The sequence below is a fragment of the Pseudonocardia adelaidensis genome, from assembly GCF_039543345.1.
Taxonomy (GTDB): domain Bacteria; phylum Actinomycetota; class Actinomycetes; order Mycobacteriales; family Pseudonocardiaceae; genus Pseudonocardia; species Pseudonocardia adelaidensis.
In genome coordinates, this window is the sequence record NZ_BAABJO010000011.1 from 93,165 (window position 1) to 114,130 (window position 20,966).

Genomic DNA, 20,966 nt, shown 5'->3' on the forward strand with positions numbered 1-20,966 from the left:
TGCCAGGGTGAGCGCGCTGGCTCTGGCGAGCCCCACTCGCCTGGCCGGACCGGAGCGGCGTCCCCTCGCCACCCCGGTTGCCACCGGCGTGCGGTGCCCCCGATCGCGCGGCCGACGTGGCGGTTCCAGCGGAGTGGCCCGAGTTCATGACTCCCCCTCAGATCCCGGGCCGCTCCGCCCCACCCAGGGAAGATTCCTCAGTCCTCGTGGCTCTCCGGCCGGGTCTCGGAGGTGCCTCCGAAACCGGGTGCGAGGTCGGCGGGATCCGGGACGTCCGGTTCGGCTTCCGGTCCGTCCTCCGGGGGCTCCGGCTGCACGACGCCGGCCGGGTTCGGTGTGACCTCACTCGTGTCGGTACCAGGAGGAACGCTGGTTTCCTGCTCCTCGGTCATCACGTCGACCTCGTCGTCTCGCTGTATGGCCTTCGCCGGACGGCTGCCCACCCACCAACCGGTCCAAACGCACGCGCGGGATGGATTTCGGCCCAGTCGTCGCATGGCGTGACGCTCTGACCAGGTAGCTCGCGCCCTCCTCATGACTCCCCCTCGGATCCGGGACCGCTCCGCCCACCGGCGCCTGCCGGGGCGGGCGTACGCCGAGACCGGACGATCCGGCGGCCGAGCAGCACGAAACCGGCGAGCACCGCGAGGACCGGCAGGAACGGCACTACGAACCCCACCACGGCGGCCGCCCCCGACCCGATGACGCGAAGCCCCTCCCATCCCGCGGCGAGACCGCCGAGGAAACCGGGTTCCGGCCGAGCGTCGGGCGGCGGCACGACCCCTGGACCACGCAGGTCCACGGTCAACGTCGACATCGCCACCTGGACCCGCAGCGCAGCGAGCCTGCGCGTGAGGGAGTCCAGCTCGGCCTCCCGCCGGGCGAGCTCCGACTCGATCGCCACCACGTCACCGATGGACTTCGCCTCGGCGAGCAGGCCGCGGACCCGGGCCACGCTCGCGGTCTGGGTGGCTACCCGCCCGTCGAGGTCCACCGCCTGCTCCGTGGCGTCGAGCACCTGGCCGCTGCGGGACGTCACGCGTCCGTACCCGGCGATGTCGTCGAGGAGCCGATCGAGAGCGTCGGCGGGGACCCGCAACACCAGCCAACTGCCCGTGTCGCCCGACTGCTCCTCCGTGACGAACCCGCCTGCGCCCGCCGCGGCCGTGCGGACCTGGCGAACCGCCGCCGCGGGGTCGCCCACCTCGACCGTGAGCTGCGCGGTGCGCACGAGATCGCGCTGCACGCCCCCGAGCGGGACGCCCGGACCCTGCGCGTCGATCCCGCCGGCCTCCAGGCTCGACGTCCCCTCCTCCTGCGCCGCGGACCCCGCACCGATCGAGGGCACCGGACGCGCCGGGGCGACGGCCATGGCGTCGCCCGTGCCGTCACCGCCGCCGACCCGCACGATCACGAACCCCGCCACCAGCACCGCGAGCACGACGCCCGCCCCGACGAGCACCACCCGGCGCCTCAGCCCGACCTGCACCACCGCCACCGCCTCCTCGTCCTGATCCGCCGTCAGGACGGAGGGCAAGACGGAGCGGGTTGGCCGCCACGGGTCACGATCCCGTCACGACACCCGCGCGAGTCTCGCGTTTTGGCGCGTGAGTCCCGCGATAGGCGCGGTGAGATGGCCGTGGCGTCAGGTGAAGAGGTGCTCGAAGGCGCGGAGGTTCGCCAGGCTCTCGCCACGGTCCTGGCGCCAGGCGTGCTCGCGCCGGATCGAGGTGGCGAAGCCGAGCTCCAGCAGGGTGTTGAAGTCGCCGTCGGCGGCCTCCAGCACCTGGCCGAGCACCCGGTCGAGCTCGTCGGCCGTGACGGCGTGCAGGCCGATCCGGCCGATCAGGTGGATGTCGCCGATGCGGTCGAGCGCGTAGTGCACGCCGTAGAGGCGCGCGTTGCGCTGCAGCAGGAACCGGTAGACGGCGTCGTGGGCCTCGTCCGGCTGCCGGCAGACGAAGGCCTGCACGAAGAGCGCGTGCTCCCGTACGAGGAGCCAGCAGTGGGTCTGCAGGCGGTTGGTGCCCGGCAGCGTCACGAGGAACTGGCCGGGCTCCCGGCGGTGGTGGTCGACGTCGAGCTCGGCCAGCGCGGCACCGATGGTGGCGTCGACGGTCCGCGGATCCCCTTCGGTCACCGCTCGATGATCCCGGCCGCCAGCCCGGCGCGCATGGCCTGCCGCTGGCGCTCGGCGTACTCGGCGGCCGCGCCGGCGTAGGTGTCCAGCAGGGCGTCGGTCGTGCGGTCCCACGAGAACCGGTGGGCGTGCTCCACCGTGCGGGCGGCCAGCTCGCGGCGTCGTCCCGGCACGAGCGCGACCGCACCCAGCGCATCGGCCCACTGCGCGTCACCGTGACCGTCGACGAGCAGGCCGGAGACGCCGTCGGCCACCGCGACCGGCAGCCCGCCCACACGCGCCGCGACGACGGGGGTGCCGCACGCCTGCGCCTCGAGCGCCACCAGGCCGAACGACTCGTTGTAGCTCGGCACGGCCACCACGTCCGCCGCGCGGTAGACGTTCACCAGGCCGTCCCAGGTCTGGGGCGGCAGGAACCGCAGCACGTCGGTGATGCCGAGGGCCTCCCCGAGCCCGTGCAGGGCCATGGGCTCGGCGAGGCCGCTGCCCGACGGGCCGCCCGCGACGAGCACGACCAGCCGGGAACGCAGGTCCGGGTCGCGGCGCAGCAGCTCGGCCGCGGCGCGCAGCAGGACGTGCGGGGCCTTGAGGGGCTGGATCCGCCCCGCGAACGCCAGCACCACGGCGCCGGGCGGGACGCCGAGCGCCCGGCGCGCGGTGGCGCGGTCCCCCGGGGTGAACCGGGCCAGGTCCACACCGGGCGGGATCGCGACCGTGCGCCGCGGGTCGGCACCGTAGAGCTCGACGAGCTGGCGGGTCTCCTCATCGGTGTTGCCGATCAGCCGGTCGGCCTCGGCCACGACCTGCTCCTCGCCGACCACCCGCATCATCGGCTCCGGGGAGTCGCCCGCGGCCAGCGCCGCGTTCTTGACCTTGGCGAGCGTGTGGGCGCTGTGCACGAGCGGCACGCCCCAGCGGTCACGGGCCAGCCAGCCGACCTGACCGGAAAGCCAGTAGTGCGAGTGCACGACGTCGTAGTAGCCCGGTTCCTGGTACGCCTCGGTGCGCAGCACCCCCGCCGTGAAGGCGCAGAGCTGGGCCGGCAGGTCGTGCTTGCCGAGCCCCTCGAACGGCCCGGAGACGACGTGCCGCACGAGCACCCCGGGCGCCAGCTCCGCCACCGGCGGGAGATCCGACGAGGTGGCGCGGGTGAAGACCTCGACGGCGACGCCGCGGCGGGCCATTCGCGTGGCGGTCTCCACGATGTAGACGTTCATGCCGCCTGCATCGCCCGTGCCGGGCTGCTCCAGCGGCGAGGTGTGGACGGACAGCAGGCACACCCGGTCGGGTCGCCGCGGTGCGCCGGTGCGGGCGGAGGTCACGGCCCCTGTGTAGCACGCGATCGGCGTGCTCCAGGGGACGAGTCGGCGCCGTTGACCTCCTCCGAGATCAACCCGAGCAGCGCGTGCACGGGGTCGCTCGCGTGCCACCGCCCGGACGCCTCCCGCCAGGCGGGCACCCGGAACCGGCCGGAGCCGGGTCGCCGCACCCGCACCCACAGCTCGTCGTGGACGGTGAGCTCGCCGTCGGGCACCGGGGCATCCAGGGTGTGGCACGTCACGACGATCTCGGCGAGCTCGGCCCACCGCACGCTCCTGCCGTTGCCCTCCACCTCGGCCACGACCACGTCGGACGCGAGCGGCAGGTCGAGCAGGTCGGCCAGCGCCGCCGGGTCCCCGCCGGTGGCCAGCTCGCCCGCGGGCAGCACCGCGGCGAGCCACGGCCGGTCGAGCACCATCGCGACGTCGACGTCCGCGACGGTCCCGTCCATCGCCCGGACCCGCTCGGGGAGCTCCAGGTCGCCCGGGTCGACGCGGCCGTCCGCCACGGCGTCCGCGAGCTCGGCGTACGCCTCGGCGGCGAGCGCGACGTCCGGGGTGCGCGCCGGGTCGGCCAGCCGCGCCAGCAGGTCGGCGGCCGTGACCGTGTCGGGCACCCGCAGGTCGGCGCGCACGCCGACCGCGGCGAGGACGTCCTCGTCCGGGAGGCCGTCGCCGGGAGGCGGGTCATAGAGCGGGGCCAGGTCGGTGGCGCTGGGCAGCCGCCAGTGCGCCGGGCGGTGACCGCCGAGCAAGGCGTGCCGCCCGAGCCACCACGCCGGGTACGAACCGGGCGCGGTCAGCGCGGCACGGGTGTCCCGGTCGGCCGCGAGCAGCGAGAGCGCGGCGGGCCACGCGTCGTCGGCCACCAGGTCCAGGTCACGCACCGCCACCATGCGGGCAGGCGGCTCCTCCAGGCCGTCCCACCAGCGCTCCTCGTCGTCGAGGTCGTGGTCGGGCGCCACCGGCTCCTCGTCCACCACCACCGAGAACCCGTCCACGACGCCGACGGCGAGCAGGGCGGAGCGCGGCACGCGGGCGGCGAACTCGGGGTCGAGCGCGTCGAGCGGGGCGTCCGCGGCGAGCAGGGGGCGCACGGCGGCGTCCGGGAGCATGAGCTCGTCGGCGCGCGCCGGGAGGCCGGCGGCGTCCGGCAGGGCCAGCGCCGCGAGCGACCCGGGCGCGCTCCCGGTCTCGGCGACGAGTGCCAGCACGGCCTCGGCGAGCGGCCGCACGTCGAGCCCGGCCTCGGCGTCGTCCACCGACCGCTCGACGGCGTCGGCGAGCGCGGGGTGCTCCAGCAACGCCGCCGCGTCGGCGGGACCCGCCCCGAGCCGGGCGAGCAGCGGATGCACGGCGGCGGAGTGCGCGACGTGCAGGCCCGGCAACCCGAGGGCGGCGACGCGCTCCACACCCCCGTCGCGATCCGCAGCAAGGTGGCTTTGCTGCGGTTCAACCGGAGCAAAGCCACCTTGCTGCGGTTCAGGAGCGAGCGGCGGCGGCAGCAACACCGTCGCCGGGCCCGCCGCCGTCCGTCCGTCCGCCAGCGGGACGGGCAGGGCCCGCAGCTCGTCCACCGCGCCGGGCACGGTGTCGGCGAGCGGCTCCAGAGCGGCGTACAGCGACCGCCACCACTCCGGCGGCTGCTCGACCCCGAGCAGGCGCTGCACCAGCTCGGCGAGCGTCATGCGGTGCACGCCGAGATCGGCCAGCACGGCCGGGTTGGTGCCCGGCGGCACCGGCGCCAGCAGCCGGTCGAACCCGGCGTCGGCGAGCAGCCCGGGCAGCGCCGCGGCCGGCCCGTCGAGGGTGGGGACGTCGAGCCACTCCGCGCGCCCCGGGCGCAGCTCCGCACCCACCACGGCGGGCAGCCAGGCCGCACCGCGGAGGGCGTCCGGGAGCAGCTCACGCAGCCGTCCGTCCAGCTCGGAGCGGGGGAAGCCGGGTTCGGGTGCGAGGGCGAGGCGCGCCTCGGTGGCGACGGCCCGCACCAGGTCGACGTAGGCCGCAGCGGCCCCGGCCAGCACCGCGTCGGCGGCCGGCCCGGGCCGCGCCCGCCTGCGGTCCGGCTCCAGGGGCACGGTGGCGATCAACCGCGCGGGCAGCGAGAGCCGTTCCTCGGTGGCCGTGGGCGCGTGCAGGACGTCGGTCACCAGCGCGTCCGGAGCACCGTCGGCGGTGAGCTGCAGCGCCCAGCACACCGACCAGTCCCGCCGCCCCCGCTGCTCGACGGCCTCCGCCCGCGCCGCGGCATCGTCCATGCGGCCGCTGCCGCGGGCCAGCAGCCAGCGGCGCCCGCCGATCGTCACCTCGCCGGGACCTGGTCCGTCCGTCCTGGTCACGACCTGCTCGCCGACGACGACCTCGACGAGGCCGGGCAACGCCAGCAGCAGGTCGGCGGCGCCGTCGCGGGCCGTGGCGAGCAGGGCGGCGGGGTCGGCGCCCGGGCGCAGCGGCAGCCGGACCTCGGTGTCGTACCCGGCGCGCGGGCGCTCGTCGGTGGGCCAGGCGAGCCGCAGGACCGGGGGGCCGTCCCGACGGGCCAGCTCCGCGGCGGGACCGGGGAACGCGGCGACCTCGGCGGCCGTGCGCTCCGCGGAGAACGCCACGCCACCGCCGGTGCTCAGCACCCGCGGGGCGGCCGAGACCGCCAGTACGGCCGCGAACCCCACGCCGAACCGGCCGACCGAGCCCGGGTCGTCCCGCTTCGCCGACGCCCGCAACGACGCGAGCGCGGCAACGCCGGCCCCGTCCAGGGGCGCACCCGTGTTGGCGATCGACAGCTCGCCGTCGCGCAGCTCCACCCGCAGCCGCCCCGGCACCCCGGCGGCCCGCGCGGCGTCGGCTGCGTTCTGGGCGAGCTCGACGAACCACGCGTCGGCGTAGCCGCCGAGCAGCAGGTCCTCCTCGGCGTTGGCGTCCTCGCGGAAGCGGGTGGGCGAGTCCGCCCATGCGGCGAGAACGGCGGACCGCAGCTCCGCCGTGCCGAAGGGGTCGTCCACTACCGGCCGACCGGCTCCAGGTCGACGCCGTCGTCGTAGACGAGCTCGGCAACGGTCACCGGGGACGTCGTGTCGGGCTGGACGTCGGAGTGGGCACCGCAGCCGAAGGCGACGTCGACCACCGAGCCGTCGGCCGGGGAGTACTCGTTGCCGCAGACCCCGAACGCGCCTCGCAGCGAGCCGGCGAGCGGGAAGAGGAACCCGCAGGTGCCGCACGGCGCGGGCGCGGCACGGGCCATGTCGGCGGCCGGACCGTGCTCGCCGTCGTGCCAGCGTCGGGCGGCCTCGTCGCGGCCGTGGCGGGAGGGCACGAGGCGACGGCCGAGCCCCACCTCGACGGCGACCTCCTCGACGGCCGGGTCGTCGGAGGCGAGGTAGCCCGGGACGAGCCGCGGATCGTCCTCCGGGGCGGGCAGCAGGTCGCCGACGCCGAGGTCACCCGGCCGCACGCGCTCCTCCCACGGCACCCAGGCGGGCGCCACGAGCGCGTCGGGTCCGGGGACGAGGACGACCTCGCTGACCGTGACGGGCGCGTCGGCTCCGGCCGTGGCGAGGGTGACGGACCAGCGCCAGCCCTGGTAGCCGCCCTGGGTGGCGGCGAAGTGGTGGCTGACGGCGGCGGCGCCCTCGGCAACGGCCTCGAGGTGTTCGCCGACGGCGCCAGCGGCTGCCTGCGGGCCGAGGTCCGCCGCGGCCTCCTCGACCGCCGCGGCCCGAGCCAGCTCCACCGCGTCCACGAGCCGGGCGGGCGGGTCGAGGGTCGGTACGGCGTTCACCGGAGGCATTGTGCCACCCTCTCCGCCATGACCTTCGGGCGTGCACTGCTCGGCGCGCTCGCGCTCGCCGTCGCCGGGTGTGCGGCCGCGGTGCCTGCCCCGGCTCCGGCCCCCGTCGTGGAGCGGTTGCGTCCCACGGTGCTCGCCGAGCTGCCGCACGACACCGGCGCGTTCACGCAGGGCCTCGAGCTCGCGCCCGGCGGCGGCACGCTCTACGAAGGCACCGGTCTGGCCGGCCGCTCACAGCTGCGCGAGCTGGATCCCGCCACGGGCGAGGTGCGGCGGGAGGTGCCGCTGCCCGGGCGGCTGTTCGGCGAGGGAATCACGGTCGTCGACGACCGTATCTGGCAGCTCACCTGGAAGGACGGGGTGGCGCTCGAGTGGAACCGCGCCGATCTGACGCTGCTGCGCCAGGTGCCGGTCGACGGCGAGGGCTGGGGCCTGTGCCGCGACGGCGACCGCCTGGTGCGCAGCGACGGGTCGGACCGGCTGCGCTTCCACGATCCGGACTCGTTCGCCGAGACCGGATCGGTGGCCGTCACCCTCGACGGCGAACCGGTCACCGAGATCAACGAGCTGGAGTGCGTTGACGGGCAGGTCTGGGCGAACATCTGGCAGACCGACCGGATCGTCCGGATCGACCCGGCCGACGGCCGCGTCACCGCGGTGGTGGATGCCGCGGGCCTGCTCGACGACGAGCGGCGCGCCGACGCCGACGTGCTCAACGGCATCGCCGCGCTGGGCGGCGGCGAGTACCTGGTGACGGGCAAGCTCTGGCCGGCGGCGTTCCGGATTCGCTTCAGCCCGGCGGGATAGATCGGAAACGGCCACGGGCCGCGCGCTGATGGGTCAGAATGAGGACGTGGCCCGTCCCGAGTCCTCGCAGCCCCGCCGCGGCCGTGGTCGCCGCGTCTGGGTCACGGTGGACGACGACGGCCGCACGCCCGCGGCGGACGAGCCCGACACCGAGCGCTACGTGCCCCGCAGGCGCTACCCGTGGCACGACGACCCGGACTACGACCCCGCGGCCCACCGCCGCACGCCCCCGCCACGGCCCTGGACCCCACCGCCTCCCCAGGACGAGCCCGCGCCACCGGCGGAGGAGCACACCGAACCGCCCACCCGGCGGATGCCGCGCAAGCTCACCGTCACGCGCGTGGCCGCACTGCGCAGCCGCGAGCTGACCCAAGGCGGCCTCCGCGCGTTCCACCGCGCCACCACGGCCGACGGGGCCGACCGCTCCGGGCTCACGGCTCTGACCTACGCCACGATGATGACCTACGCGGTCGACGCCGCCGTGGCCGTCGCGCTGGCCAACACGCTGTTCTTCGCCGCCGCCACCGCGGAGAGCAAGACGAACGTGGCGCTCTACCTGATCATCACGGTCGCACCGTTCGCGGTGGTCGCGCCGGTGATCGGGCCGATGCTCGACAAGCTGCAGCGGGGCCGGAGGGCCGCGCTCGCCGTCTCGTTCGCCGGGCGGGCGGTGCTCGCCGTCGTGATGGCGTTCAACTACGACACGTGGCTGCTCTACCCGGCCGCGCTCGGCGCGATGGTGCTGAGCAAGTCGTTCGCGGTGCTCAAGGCCGCCGTCACGCCCCGCGTGCTGCCGAGCGCGATCACCCTCGTCACCACGAACTCGCGGCTCACCACGTTCGGGCTGATCGCGGGCGGGGTCGCGGGCGCGGCGGCGGCGGGTGTGGCCGCTCTGTGGGACTCGCCGGGCGCGCTGATCTTCACCGCGCTCCTCGGCGTGGTCGGCACGGTCCTGTGCCTGCGGATCCCGCGGTGGGTCGAGTCCACCATCGGCGAGGTGGCCGCCACCCTGCGCACCACCGCCCGCGGCAGGCGCACGCCGATGGGGCGCCACGTCACGGTCGCGCTGTGGGGCAACGGCGCGGTGCGGGTGCTCACCGGGTTCCTCACGCTGTTCGTCGCGTTCGTCGTGCGTGAGCAGTCCGAGACCGACCCGGCCCGCCAGCTGTTCCTCATCGGCATCGTCGGCGCCGCGGCCGGCATCGGCTCGTTCACCGGCAACGCGGCGGGCGCGCGGCGGCAGTTCCTCAAGTCCGACGCGGTGATCATGTCCTGCGTCACCGCCGCCGTCGTCGTCAGCGCGGTGGCCGCGCTGCTGCCGGGGATCGCCACCGCCGCCGTCGTCGGCCTGATCGGCGCCGCGGCCAGCGCGCTGGCGAAGGTGTGCCTCGACGCGGTGATCCAGCGCGACCTCCCCGAGGAGTCCCGGGCATCCGCGTTCGGGCGCTCGGAGACGGTGCTCGCGCTCGCCTGGGTGTTCGGCGGCGCGCTGGGCGTGCTGCTGCCGCACGACACGTTCTGGCTCGGCTTCACGGTGATCGCCGGGGTCATCGCGCTCGCAGGCGTGCAGTCGGCGCTGGTCGCGCGTGGCCGCAGCCTGCTGCCGTTCATCGGGCACCGGGCTCGGACCGGTGCGTGAGCCGCACTTCCGTACGGTTGTGCACGTGCCGCGCCGCCTGCTCGCCGTCCCCGTCGCCGCGCTGCTGCTGCTCGCAGGCTGCGGGAGCGAGGACCCGCCACCACCGCCCCAGGTGACGTTCACGGCCGGCGCCGCCAGCGCCGTCGCCCGCCCCGCCCAGTACTGCGACGTCGAGCTCACCCAGTGCCTCACCGACGCCGCCGCACCGGTGCGGCTCGCCGTGCCGCCGGGCACGCCGGTGCAGGTCACGGTGCCGCCCGAGATCGCGCAGACGCCGTGGCAGGTGGTGTTCAGCTACGCGGACGCCGCCGGCACCCCGGCCGACGAGCGCAGCCCGGTGTTCGCACCCGACGCGCGCAGCGACTGGACGCTGGAGCTGGGCGCGCCGGACAGCCGCCTGCTCACCGCGGAGGTGCAGCAGTACGGCCCGCCGCCGCAGCCGAACCCCCAGACCGGGGAGATGGAGTTCCCGATCCGGGCGAGCTGGGTGCTGAACGCCGGCTAGCTAGCCGTCGAGGTCGCGGGCCACCGCGCGCACGACGTCCGCCGCGAGCTTGCAGGTGCGGCGGTCCGGGTAGCGGCCTCGGCGCAGGTCCGGCTGCACCTTCGTCTCGAGCAGCCGGATCATGTCCTCGATGAGGCTGTGCAGGTCCTCGGCCGGGCGCCGCGTGGCCTCGACGACGGACGGCGGCTTGTCCACGAGCCGCACCGAGAGCGCTTGTGGCCCGCGCCTGCCCTCCGCCATCCCGAACTCGACCCGTTGGCCGGCCTTGAGCGCCTGCACCCCGGCCGGCAGCGCGGCCTTGCGGACGTAGACGTCCTCGCCGCCGTCCTGAGCGAGGAACCCGAAGCCCTTGTCGGCGTCGTACCACTTGACCCTGCCGGTCGGCACCCCTGCTCACCCGTTCCTCGATCGAACCCGACGTCCTGCGGCGCCACGGCGGACCGCATGACGAACGCGCCCCGTGATGCCGAGCCGCCACTTGGTCGGCCCATCGAGCGACACCGGGACGCGTGGGCACCACCCTAGTCCGGACCACCCACGCTGCGCACCCGTTCAATTTCGGGACGGCACAACGGACGAACGGCACCCTCGTCCGACAGAGCAGTACGGAGGTGCCGTTCGTACGATCGATCGATGCCGGTCAGGCGTTGCGGACCTGCGCCGCACCGCCCAGGTCGAGCAGCTCCACGCTCTTCTCCCGCATCTCCACCTTCCGGATCTTGCCGGTGACCGTCATCGGGAAGGAGTCGACCACCAGCACGTACCGCGGGATCTTGTAGTGCGCGAGCTTTCCGCTGGCGAACTCGCGCAACGCCTCTGGCGTGAGCTCCGTGGCGCCCTCGCGCAGGGTCACCCAGGCGCACAGCTCCTCGCCGTAGCGCACGTCGGGAACGCCGATGACCTGCGCGTCGAGGATGTCCGGGTGGGTGTAGAGGAACTCCTCGATCTCCCGCGGGTAGATGTTCTCCCCGCCGCGGATCACCATGTCCTTGATCCGGCCGGTGATGTTGACGTACCCGTCGGAGTCCATCACGCCGAGGTCGCCGGTGTGCATCCAGCGGGCCTTGTCGATCGCCTCGGCCGTCTTCTCCGGCTCCTCCCAGTACCCGAGCATCACCGAGTAGCCGCGGGTGCACAGCTCGCCGGGCTCCCCGCGGGGCAGGGTCAGGCCCGTCTCCGGGTCGACGACCTTGACCTCGACGTGCGGGTGCACCCGCCCGACGGTCGAGACCCGCCGCTCCAGCGAGTCGTCGGCACGGGTCTGGATGGACACCGGCGACGTCTCGGTCATGCCGTAGCAGATCGTGACCTCTGTCATGCCCATCCGGTCGACGACCTGCTTCATCACCTCCACCGGGCAGGGCGAGCCCGCCATGATCCCGGTGCGCAGCGACGTCAGGTCGTAGGAGTCGAAGTCGGGGTCGTTCAGCTCGGCGATGAACATCGTCGGCACCCCGTACAGGGAGGTGCAGCGCTCCTGCGCGACGGCCTTCAGGGTCGCCTTGGGGTCGAAGCCGGGCCCGGGGATCACCATCGTCGAGCCGTTGGCCGTGGAGCCGAGATTGCCCATCACCATGCCGAAGCAGTGGTAGAAGGGCACCGGGATGCACACCCGGTCGTCCGGGGTGTAGCCGCAGAGCCGCCCCACGAAGTAGCCGTTGTTGAGGATGTTGTGGTGGGACAGCGTGGCGCCCTTCGGGAAGCCCGTGGTCCCGGACGTGTACTGGATGTTGATCGGGTCGTCGGGGCTGAGCGCACCCTGCAGCCGGGCGAGCTCGGCGGGGTCGCCGCCGCGGCCGTCGGCCATCAGCTCGTCCCAGTTCGGCCTCCCGATGAGGATCACCTGCCGCAGAGCGGGGCAGCTCGGCCTGACCTCCTTGATCATGGCCTCGTAGTCGGAGGTCTTGAAACTGGGCGCGGCCACGAGCATCGAGATCCCGGCCTGGTTCAGCACGTACTCCAGCTCGTGCGTGCGGTACGCGGGGTTGATGTTCACGAGGATCGCCCCGAGCTTGGCGGTGGCGTACTGCACGAGCGTCCACTCGGGGAGGTTCGGCGCCCAGATCCCGACCCGGTCGCCCTTCGCGACGCCGGCGGAGTGCAGACCGAGCGCGAGCGTGTCGACGTCGTCCCGCAGCTGCCCGTAGGTCCAGCGCCGCCCGCTCGGCACGTCGACGAGCGCCTCCGCGTCGGGCTGGGTGGTGGCGATGCGGTCGAAGTTGTCGCCGATGGTGTCGCCGAGCAGCGGGACGTCGGAGGTCCCCGAGGCGTAGGAGGGAACGGCGGGTGCGGCTTCTGAGTGTGTCCGAGAAGCCCGCACGTGGGCCGCAGACGACGGTGATCCAGCAGGTCCGGGCCCAGGGCCCGCTTCGCGCTTCTCGAACACATTCTCGGACACGGCGATGGGTCCTTTCGACGTCATCGACGGCAGGTGTCGCTCATCCTGCGACGGCCGATCCGTCCCCGCCACCTCCCGATGGGGAGGAAACCCGCTCGCGGCGAGCCGATACCCTCGGAAGATGCACGATCCGCGGGTGCTTCTCGACCCTGCCACCGACGCCGTCCGCAAGCTCGCCCGGCGCGGGTACACGCTGGACGTCGCGTCCCTCGAGAAGCTGCTGGCCGCCCGGAACTCCGCGATCCAGCGCGGGGACGAGGCGCGTGCCGAGTCGAAGCGGGTCGCCACCGCCGTCAAGGGCGCCGACCCCGAGGAGCGCGCGGCGCTGGTCGCCAGGGCCCGCGACCTGAAGGGCGTCGTCGCGGCGGCCGAGGAGGAGCACCGCGTCGCGGAGGCCGAGCTGCAGGACCTCCTGCTCGGCATCCCCAACCTGCCCGCCGACGAGCTGCCCGACGGCGCGAGCGACGAGGACGCCGAGCTCGTGCGCACGTGGGGCGAGCCGCCGTCGTTCGACTTCGCCCCGCTCGACCACGTCGACATCGGCGAGAAGCTCGGCATCCTCGACCTGCCACGCGCCACCAAGCTCGCCGGCCCCCGCTTCGCGGTGCTGCGCGGCAAGGGCGCCGCGCTGGAGCGGGCGATCGCCCGCTACCTGCTGGACCTGCACACCGAACGGCACGGCTACACCGAGTTCTCGGTGCCCACGCTCGTCAATCGCGTCACGATGACGGGAACGGGTCAGCTCCCGAAGTTCGAGCAGGACCTGTTCAAGACCGGCGTGGGCGACCGCGAGCTCTACCTCATCCCCACCGCCGAGGTCCCGCTCACCAACCTGCATGCGAAGGAGACCCTCGACCTCGAGCGCCTCCCGCTGGCCTACACCGCGCACACTCCGTGCTTCCGCTCGGAGGCCGGCTCGTACGGCAAGGACACCCGCGGCCTGATCCGGCTGCACGAGTTCTCCAAGGTCGAACTGGTGCGCATCGCCGACGCCGACCGCTCGCGCGACGAGCTGGAGGTGCTGCTCGGGCACGCCGAGGCCGCGATGCAGGGGCTCGGCCTCGCCTACCGGGTGGTGAAGCTCGCGGCGGGCGACATCGGGTTCTCGGCCGAGCTCACCTACGACATCGAGGTGTGGCTGCCCGGGCAGGGCGCCTACCGCGAGATCAGCTCGGTGTCGGACTTCGGCACGTTCCAGGCCCGCCGCGCCGGCATCCGCACCAAGGCCAAGGACGGCAGGCGCGGATTCGCCGCCACCCTCAACGGCTCCGGGCTTCCGATCGGGCGCACCCTCGTCGCGGTGCTGGAGCAGGGTCAGCAGGCCAACGGCTCGGTCCGGCTACCGGAGGCGCTGGTGCCGTACACGGGCTTCGAGGTGCTCACGCCGGCCTGAAGTTCGGTCGCCGTTCCGCGCGTTGATCGCCGGTAGCGGTATCGGAGCGATCCAACTGCCGTGTTGACACCACTCGCGGCGATCACTCCCGAACGTCCCCGCCGGGCAGGGGTGGACACTCCTGCGGTTCACATTGCACGACCTGATCGCCCAGCCCGACGAGGTGGTCGCGGACATCGTCCACGCCCTCGCCGGGGCTTGATCACGTCAGTCGTCGACCCGCACCTCGCCGACCGGGCGCCCGTCCCGGCAGCCCAGCCGGACCTCCACCTCGGTCTCCTCGGAATCGAACCGCACCCGCGCGTGCTCGGGTTCGTGGTCGAGCCCGTAGCCCTGGGCGGGGCTCGCCGACACGATCTCGACGGCGCCGCCGGTGCAGCGGGCGACGACCGTGCCGCCCGGGCTGCCGATCACCTCGTTCGGTCCGCCCGGCGCGGGTTCGGGGCCACCTGCGGTGCTCGGCGGGAGCGGAGCCGGCGCGGCACGGGCGGCGGCGAGCTCCGCGGCCACCTGGGCGGCGGTGAGCGGCTCCCGAGCGGGGCCGAGGAGGCCGCTGCCGATCGCTCCCACCGCGCTCATCCCGACGAGCGTCGCGGCGAGGGCCGTGGCGGCCCAGGCGAGCGCGGCCAGCCAGGTGCGCGGAGCGGACATGCCCCCAGCCTGCCGGGCCGGCGGTTAACGCGAGACTAAGGCCCACCTATCGACCCGCCCGGCGAGCCCGGTCAACGGGTCGGACTGTTCTACCGTGCGCCAGGTGGCCCAGGTGCTTCTCATCGAGGACGACGCGGCGATCCGCGGCGCGCTGATCCGCGGCCTCACCGAGCGCGGCCACGCCGTCGACTCGGCCGCCGCGGCGTTGCCGGGCCTGGAGTCGGCCGTGACGAACCGCCCCGACCTGGTGGTGCTCGACCTCGGACTCCCCGACCTCGACGGCACCACGATGCTCCGGATGCTGCGCGGCGCGAGCCGGGTTCCCGTGATCGTCGCGACCGCGCGCGACGACGAGGCCGAGATCGTGGCCGTGCTCGACGCCGGTGCCGACGACTACCTGGTGAAACCGTTCAGCGCGGCCCAGCTCGACGCCCGCATCCGGGCCGTGTTGCGCCGCGCGGGCGAGGCGGTCGTCGACGGGGCCGTGGTCGTGGGCGGGTTGCGGGTGGACGCGCGGTCGCGGGAGGCGAGCCTCGACGGTGTGCCGCTCGACCTCACCCCGCGCGAGTTCGCGCTGCTGCACTACCTCGCTTGCCGGTCGGGCCAGGTGGTGAGCAAGCGCGAGCTGCTCACCGAGGTGTGGCAGCTGCCCTACGGCGGCGCCGACAAGACCGTGGACGTGCACCTGTCCTGGCTGCGCCGCAAGCTCGGCGAGACCGCGCAGCAACCCCGTTACGTGCACGCGGTGCGCGGCGTCGGGGTGCGCATCTCCGCACCGGCGGACTGACCGTGCGCCGGCGGATCCTGCTGCTGGTCGGGGCCACGACGTCGCTGGTGCTCATCGCGTTCCTGGTGCCCCTCGCGCTGCTGCTGCGCACCGTCGCCGCCGACCGCGCGGTGCAGGGCGCGACCACGGAGGCCCAGTCGCTCAGCTCCCTCGTCGCCACGGCCGACCGCGCCGCCCTCGGGCTGGCCCTGCAGCAGCTCAACTCGTCGTCGACGGGCGCGGTCACCCTCTTCCTCTCCGACGGCACGCGGCTCGGCACCCCGGCCGACCGCACGCCCCTGGTGGAGCTGGGCGCGCTGGGGCGCAGCGAGTCGGCGACGGTGGCCGGCGGGCGGGAGATCGTCTTTGCCGTGCGCGACCGCGCCGGGGCCGCGGCGGTGATCCGGACCTTCGTGCCCGACGCCGAGCTGAACCGCGGGGTACCGATGGCGTGGCTGCTGCTCGGCGCGCTCGGCGTCGTCCTGCTGGGGGTGAGCCTCGCCGTGGCCGACCGGCTGGCCCGCTCGCTCGTCCGGTCCACCACCGACCTGGCCGCGGTGTCGCACCGCCTCGCCCGCGGCGAGCTGGACGCGCGCGCCGACCCGGGCGCGCCCGCCGAGCTCGGCGTGGTCGCCGACGCGGTCAACGTCCTCGCGACCCGCATCGCAGAGCTGCTGCGCGAGGAGCGCGAGACCGTCGCCGACCTCGCCCACCGCGTCCGCACCCCGCTCACCGCCCTGCGCCTGGAGGCGGAGGCGCTGCCCGCCCCGGACCACGCCTCCCGCATCGGCGCCGGCGTGGACGCGGTGCAACGGGCCGTCACGCAGGCGATCGAGCAGGCGCGGCGCCGCGGCAGCGGCCCGGACGCCGGGCGCGCCGGCAGCGACGCGGCGGTCGTCGTGCGCGAGCGCGTGGCGTTCTGGGCGGTCCTCGCGGAGGACACCGAGCGCGAGACCACGGTGGAGATCGCACCGGGCCCGCTCCCCGTGGCGCTCCCCGCCGCCGACCTCGGGGCGTGCGTGGACGCATTGCTCGGCAACGTCTTCGCCCACACCCCCGACGGCACCGCGTTCGCCGTGCGGCTCACGGCCCGCCCCGGCGGGGGTGCGCGGCTGGTGGTCGCGGACGCCGGACCCGGCATCCCGGCAGGCAGCGCCGCCGTCCGTCGCGGCGCCAGTGGCGGCGGATCCACCGGACTCGGACTCGACATCGCCCGCCGCAGCGCCGACCAGGCCGGCGGGCGGCTCACCCTCGGGGAGTCCGCGGAAGGCGGGCTCGAGGTCGTCGTCGAGCTCGGCCCGGGGGCATAGGACCGCCTTAGGGGCGCGGCAGCGCGGCGATAGTGCGGAGCTCGGCAACGTGCGGGGCACACGGAACGACCCCCCGACCGAAGGAGCCGATCATGCGCAACCGTCCCGTCGTCCTCGCCGTCACCGGCGTCACGGCGCTCCTCGCGACCGGCGCCGGGATCGCGCTGGCCTCAGCACCCGAGACGGTGCAGCCGGCCGCGTTCTCCGCGCCGACCACCCCGCCGACACCCGACCTCGCGACGGCGTCCCCAGCCGGCACCACCGGTGAGCTGAGCAGTGCGGAAGCGGCGGACATCGCACTGCGCCACGTCGGCGGCGGGCGGGTCACCGAGATCGAGCGCGAGTTCGAGCACGGCCGGCGCGAGTGGAAGGTCGAGATCATCCACGCCGGGCGTGAGCACGACGTGCGGGTGGACGCGGCCACCGGCGCCGTCACCCGGACCGACGTCGGCCGCGACGACTGACCCGTCAGAGCCCACCCGTGTTGAGCAGCCGGTTGGGCGTGCCGCCGAACTCACCACCACCCACCACACCGGGCGTGGCGTGGTCGATGATCCACTTCTCGATCACGCCGCTCGGGGCGTCGCCGTAGGTCTGTTTGTACAGCGCGGCCACCCCCACGGCGTGCGGCGCGGCCATCGACGTGCCCGTGTAGGACGCGATCCCGCCGCCCGGCACCGTCGAGCGGATGCTCGTGCCGGGCGCGTAGAGGTCGACGCACGGCCCGGTGGACGAGCTGGACGCGCGCTGGTCCTCGATCGTCGAGTTCGCGACGACGAGCACGCCGGGGTAGGCCCGGGGCGCCACGGTGCAGTCGTCCGCCCCGGAGTTGCCGGCCGACGAGGCGACGAACACGCCCTTGTCGACGAGCCCGGCCACCGCCGAGAGCAGCACCTCCGACGGGCCGTAGCTCCAGGACATGACCGCCACCGACGGCGACCGGGCGTTCGTGGCGGCGTAGTCCAGGCCGGCGAGCAGCGACGACAGCGTGCCTGCCCCGGTGCAGTCGAGCACCTTCACGGCCCGGACCTGCGCCTGTTTCGCCACGCCGTAGTCCCGGGAGGCCGCGATGCCGGCCACGACGGTGCCGTGCCCGTCGCAGTCGCGGTCCTCGTGGTCCACGGTGTTCGCCTCCCACGTGGCCCGCCCCTCGAACTGGGGGTGCGCGACGTCGACACCCGTGTCCAGCACCCAGATGGTGACGCCCTGACCGGTCGCCTTCGTCGTGTAGCTGTGGTCGAGGGGGAGGTTGCGCTGGTCGATGCGGTCGAGGCCCCAGTTCGGCGGGTCGGGCTGGTCGCCCTCGGTCAGGTCCGGCTCGCGGTGGGGGTCGAGCGGGACGATCCGGCGGTCCTGCTCCACCCCGAGCACCCCGGCCCGCGCCCGGAGCCGGTCGACCTGGTCCCGGTTCAACCGGGCCGCGAAGCCGGCGAAGGCCTGGTCGTAGGTCCGGGTCGGTTGCACGCCGACGTCGGCGGCCGCGGCCGTCGCGTCGGCGGTGGTGCGTGCGTGCACGACGTAGGCCATCAGATCACCGAGGTCGTCCCGGGCTTCGGCGCTCCCGGGCAGGGTGATCGCGACGACCAGCTGCAGCACGATCACCACGGGGGCGATGCGCAGGAGGAACCGCGTCACGGTCGGCGACGCTACGGATCTTGCAGGGGTGGGAACAGAGACACGATCGTGACTGGTGTGACAGTTGTGGTCTATGGGGTGACGTAGTGTTCCGGGGTCGCCGCTGTGGGGTACGGCAACGGGCGCCCGTACCGGGTGGCCGCTGTCCGCCGGCCCGTGGTCACGACCGATCGGTCGAGTGGATCGCCACCTCGGTGGCCTTGACCGCGAACCACAGCCGCGCTCCGGGCTCCGCGGCGAGCTCCGCCACGGCGGCCGGGGTGACGTCGGCGGCGAGGCCGTCCACCCACGCCGGGCCGCCGGGCGGGGCGCCGGCCCGCAGCCGCACGACGTCGCCGTGCGGCTCGATCGCGGCCACCTGCACGGGCCAGACGTTGCGCGGGCTGCCGTGGGGCCGGTCGGCGAACACCGCGACGGCCGACGGCGGGAACACCGCGACCGCCGGTTCGCCCTCCACGAGGCCGGCGTCCCGGCCCGTCACGAGGGTGCCGTCGGGGGTCAGCAGGCCGTCGGCGCACGCCGCCCCGGGCACGAGGTCGAGACCCGCGATCCGCGCGGTGAACGGGCTGCGCGGCCGGGCGAGCACCTCCCGGGTCGGCCCGTGCTCCACCACCCGTCCCCCGGTCAGCACGACGACGTGATCGGCCAGCACGAGCGCGTCGAGGGCGGAGTGCGTCACCAGCACGGCCGTCTGTCCGGACGCGCGAACCACCCGCCGCAGCAACGCGCGCATGGCCGGCGTCGCGTCGACGTCCAGTGCCGCGAGCGGCTCGTCGAGCAGGAGCAGCTCGGGCCGGGGTGCGAGCGCGCGGGCCAGCGCCACCCGCTGCTGCTGGCCACCCGACATGCGGGCGGGACGGCGGTCGGCGAGCTCTGCCGCGTCCACGGCGGCGAGCAGCTCGCGCGCCCGCTGCTCCGCGTCCCGGCGCGGGACGCCGTGGGCCCGCGGTCCGAACGCGACGTTGCCGAGCGCGGTGAGGTGCGGGAACAGCAACGCCTCCTGCGCGAGCAGGCCGACGCCGCGGCGGTGCGGCGGTACGTGCACGCCCGCGGCCGCGTCGGCCACCGTGGTCCCCCCGAGCCGGACGTGCCCCTCGTCCGGCCGCAGCAGCCCGGCCAGCACGCCGAGCAGCGTGGACTTGCCGGCACCGTTCGGGCCCAGCACCGCGAGCACCTCGCCCGGGGCGGCCTGCAGCGCCACGTCGAGGCTGAACACCGTGCTCTTCCCGCCCCCCTGCCCTTCGGGCCCGCCCCCCTGGCGGTGGACGACGACGCGGGCGTCGAGACTGGTCACCGGACGCCCTCGATCGTGCGGGGCCGCGCGACCGCGATGACGACCACCGCGACCACGACCAGCAGCAGCGACAGCGCGACCGCCGCGTCCACGTCCGTCTCCCGCTCCAGGTAGACCAACAGCGGGAGGGTGCGGGTGGTGCCCTGGAGGCTGCCGGCGAACGCGATCGTCGCGCCGAACTCCCCGAGGCACCGGGCGAACGCCAGCACGGCCCCCGACGCGAGACCGGGCAGCACCAGCGGCACCGTCACCCGGCGGAACGCCAGCCAGGGAGCCGCGCCGAGCGTGGCTGCCACCGCCTCGTACCGGCGCCCCGCCGTGCGCAGCGCCCCCTCCATGCTCACCACGAGGAAGGGAAGGGCCACGAACGTCTGCGCCAGCACCACCGCCGCCGTCGTGAACGGCACCGTGATCCCGAACGCGGTGTCCAGCCCTCGGCCCACCAAGCCGGTGCGGCCCAGCAGGAAGAGCAGCGCGAGCCCGCCGACCACGGGCGGCAGCACCAGCGGCAGCAGCACGACCGACCGCAGCAGCCGGAGGCCGCGCACCCGCCCCCTGGCGAGGACCACGGCGAGCGGGCCGCCGAACACGATGCACAGGGCCGTCGAGATCGCGGCGGTCAGGAGGGAGAGGCGCAGCGCGTCGAGCGCCGAGGCGCTGAGCAGCAACTCGGGGAGGCGCGGCCAGTCGGCGCGCACCGCGAGCCCCACCACGGGCAGCGCGATCAGCGCGAACGCGAGCGCGGCCGGCACCCAGAGGAGCCGGGGCAGTCCGACGCCCGTGTCGTGGTCGTCGGACCGGCGGGGCGCCCGCCGGGTCACGGGTGCCCGGAGCCGCGCGGCCCGGTCGCGGCCGCGACCCGCCACGTCACGAGCTCCCTCCCGGGGTCTCCACGACCACCGTGGTCGACTTGATCACGGCGACGGCGAGCGCGCCGGGCTCGAGCCCCATCTCCCGCACCGCCTCGCTGGACATGAGCGAGACGATCCGGTGCGGGCCGCACTGCATCTCCACCTGTGCCATCACCCGGTCGGTCACCACCGATGTGACGAGGCCGACCAGCCGGTTGCGCGCCGAGCTCTGCACGTCGGACGGGTCCGGTGGCGCGCTCGCGTGGTCCCGGGCGAACGCGGCGAGCGCGGCACCGTCGATGACCTTGCGGTTCGAGGCGTCGGCCTGCACGGGGAGCGTGCCCGCGTCGACCCAGCGCCGCACGGTGTCGTCGCTGACGCCGAGCAACCGGGCGGCGTCGGCGATCCTGAACTGCGGCACGAACAGGACAATAGTTCCGCGGATGCGATGACGACCAGGTAGGGCCCGTC

General features: G+C 74.8%; 20 protein-coding genes. 7 read left to right on the plus strand and 13 right to left on the minus strand.

The genetic code is table 11. The annotated features are described in order from the left end of the window. Nucleotides 1–197: 197 nt before the first annotated feature. The 6 genes from ABEA81_RS16800 to ABEA81_RS16825 all read right to left on the minus strand — a co-directional run bounded on the left by ABEA81_RS16800 (nucleotide 198) and on the right by ABEA81_RS16825 (nucleotide 7,246). Nucleotides 198–392, minus strand: coding sequence for a hypothetical protein (locus ABEA81_RS16800; RefSeq protein ID WP_345606051.1), 195 nt, complete (start codon nucleotides 390–392; stop codon nucleotides 198–200). Nucleotides 393–532: 140 nt separating this feature from the next. Further along, nucleotides 533–1,537 (minus strand): DUF4349 domain-containing protein, encoded by a 1,005-nt coding sequence (locus ABEA81_RS16805; RefSeq protein ID WP_345606052.1) that lies wholly within the window; start codon nucleotides 1,535–1,537, stop codon nucleotides 533–535. Nucleotides 1,538–1,645: 108 nt separating this feature from the next. Next, nucleotides 1,646–2,104 carry a type III secretion system chaperone family protein gene (locus tag ABEA81_RS16810; protein ID WP_345606150.1) on the minus strand — a complete coding sequence of 153 codons (459 nt, stop codon included), beginning with the start codon at nucleotides 2,102–2,104 and terminating at the stop codon, nucleotides 1,646–1,648. A gap of 32 nt (nucleotides 2,105–2,136) precedes the next feature. Continuing rightward, nucleotides 2,137–3,462 (minus strand): D-inositol-3-phosphate glycosyltransferase, encoded by a 1,326-nt coding sequence (gene mshA / locus ABEA81_RS16815; protein ID WP_345606053.1) that lies wholly within the window; start codon nucleotides 3,460–3,462, stop codon nucleotides 2,137–2,139. Then, entirely contained in the window at nucleotides 3,459–6,461 is a 3,003-nt protein-coding gene (locus tag ABEA81_RS16820) for a sacsin N-terminal ATP-binding-like domain-containing protein (RefSeq protein WP_345606054.1), read from the minus strand. The genes mshA and ABEA81_RS16820 overlap by 4 nt, the downstream gene beginning before the upstream one ends. Continuing rightward, nucleotides 6,461–7,246, minus strand: coding sequence for a DUF3027 domain-containing protein (locus ABEA81_RS16825; RefSeq protein ID WP_425570581.1), 786 nt, complete (start codon nucleotides 7,244–7,246; stop codon nucleotides 6,461–6,463). The genes ABEA81_RS16820 and ABEA81_RS16825 overlap by 1 nt, the downstream gene beginning before the upstream one ends. 18 nt (nucleotides 7,247–7,264) lie before the next feature. On the opposite strand from ABEA81_RS16825, the gene ABEA81_RS16830 reads away from it, so the two are divergent. The 3 genes from ABEA81_RS16830 to ABEA81_RS16840 are packed head-to-tail and all read left to right on the plus strand — an operon-like array spanning nucleotide 7,265 to nucleotide 10,197. Next, nucleotides 7,265–8,053 (plus strand): glutaminyl-peptide cyclotransferase, encoded by a 789-nt coding sequence (locus ABEA81_RS16830; RefSeq protein ID WP_345606056.1) that lies wholly within the window; start codon nucleotides 7,265–7,267, stop codon nucleotides 8,051–8,053. Between the two features lie 46 nt (nucleotides 8,054–8,099). Continuing rightward, complete coding sequence (locus tag ABEA81_RS16835) at nucleotides 8,100–9,692, plus strand: MFS transporter (RefSeq protein ID WP_425570582.1); 1,593 nt, start codon at nucleotides 8,100–8,102, stop codon at nucleotides 9,690–9,692. 25 nt (nucleotides 9,693–9,717) lie between these two features. Further along, nucleotides 9,718–10,197, plus strand: a complete 480-nt coding sequence (locus tag ABEA81_RS16840; protein WP_345606058.1) for a DUF2771 family protein — start codon at nucleotides 9,718–9,720, stop codon at nucleotides 10,195–10,197. Here ABEA81_RS16840 and ABEA81_RS16845 read toward each other — a convergent pair whose 3' ends face one another. Continuing rightward, complete coding sequence (locus ABEA81_RS16845) at nucleotides 10,198–10,584, minus strand: cold-shock protein (protein ID WP_345606059.1); 387 nt, start codon at nucleotides 10,582–10,584, stop codon at nucleotides 10,198–10,200. It lies immediately after the preceding gene. Between the two features lie 253 nt (nucleotides 10,585–10,837). Beyond that, nucleotides 10,838–12,517, minus strand: coding sequence for an AMP-binding protein (locus ABEA81_RS16850; protein ID WP_345606060.1), 1,680 nt, complete (start codon nucleotides 12,515–12,517; stop codon nucleotides 10,838–10,840). Nucleotides 12,518–12,716: 199 nt separating this feature from the next. On the opposite strand from ABEA81_RS16850, the gene serS reads away from it, so the two are divergent. Continuing rightward, entirely contained in the window at nucleotides 12,717–13,988 is a 1,272-nt protein-coding gene (serS, locus tag ABEA81_RS16855) for a serine--tRNA ligase (protein ID WP_345606061.1), read from the plus strand. Nucleotides 13,989–14,195: 207 nt separating this feature from the next. Here the strand turns inward: serS and ABEA81_RS16860 are convergent, their stop codons facing one another. Beyond that, a complete protein-coding gene (locus ABEA81_RS16860; protein WP_345606062.1) occupies nucleotides 14,196–14,639 on the minus strand; it encodes a hypothetical protein in 444 nt (147 codons plus the stop codon). 103 nt (nucleotides 14,640–14,742) lie between these two features. Between ABEA81_RS16860 and ABEA81_RS16865 the strand changes: the two genes are divergently transcribed. The 3 genes from ABEA81_RS16865 (at nucleotide 14,743) to ABEA81_RS16875 (ending at nucleotide 17,179) form a co-directional block, all read left to right on the plus strand. Next, nucleotides 14,743–15,426 (plus strand): response regulator transcription factor, encoded by a 684-nt coding sequence (locus tag ABEA81_RS16865; protein ID WP_345606063.1) that lies wholly within the window; start codon nucleotides 14,743–14,745, stop codon nucleotides 15,424–15,426. A 2-nt stretch (nucleotides 15,427–15,428) separates the two neighbouring features. After that, nucleotides 15,429–16,715 carry a sensor histidine kinase gene (locus tag ABEA81_RS16870; RefSeq protein WP_345606064.1) on the plus strand — a complete coding sequence of 429 codons (1,287 nt, stop codon included), beginning with the start codon at nucleotides 15,429–15,431 and terminating at the stop codon, nucleotides 16,713–16,715. A gap of 92 nt (nucleotides 16,716–16,807) precedes the next feature. Beyond that, nucleotides 16,808–17,179 (plus strand): PepSY domain-containing protein, encoded by a 372-nt coding sequence (locus ABEA81_RS16875; RefSeq protein ID WP_345606065.1) that lies wholly within the window; start codon nucleotides 16,808–16,810, stop codon nucleotides 17,177–17,179. 4 nt (nucleotides 17,180–17,183) lie between these two features. Here ABEA81_RS16875 and ABEA81_RS16880 read toward each other — a convergent pair whose 3' ends face one another. The 4 genes from ABEA81_RS16880 to ABEA81_RS16895 all read right to left on the minus strand — a co-directional run bounded on the left by ABEA81_RS16880 (nucleotide 17,184) and on the right by ABEA81_RS16895 (nucleotide 20,940). Continuing rightward, the gene (locus ABEA81_RS16880; RefSeq protein WP_345606066.1) at nucleotides 17,184–18,350 is read right to left on the minus strand and encodes a S8 family peptidase; all 1,167 of its coding nucleotides are present in this window, start codon (nucleotides 18,348–18,350) and stop codon (nucleotides 17,184–17,186) included. Between the two features lie 160 nt (nucleotides 18,351–18,510). Further along, nucleotides 18,511–19,566 (minus strand): sulfate/molybdate ABC transporter ATP-binding protein, encoded by a 1,056-nt coding sequence (locus ABEA81_RS16885; protein WP_345606151.1) that lies wholly within the window; start codon nucleotides 19,564–19,566, stop codon nucleotides 18,511–18,513. Between the two features lie 74 nt (nucleotides 19,567–19,640). Then, nucleotides 19,641–20,414 carry an ABC transporter permease gene (locus tag ABEA81_RS16890; protein ID WP_345606152.1) on the minus strand — a complete coding sequence of 258 codons (774 nt, stop codon included), beginning with the start codon at nucleotides 20,412–20,414 and terminating at the stop codon, nucleotides 19,641–19,643. 97 nt (nucleotides 20,415–20,511) lie between these two features. Continuing rightward, nucleotides 20,512–20,940: a TOBE domain-containing protein gene (locus tag ABEA81_RS16895; protein WP_345606153.1), complete on the minus strand. Its 429-nt coding sequence runs from the start codon at nucleotides 20,938–20,940 to the stop codon at nucleotides 20,512–20,514. Nucleotides 20,941–20,966 lie beyond the last annotated feature (26 nt).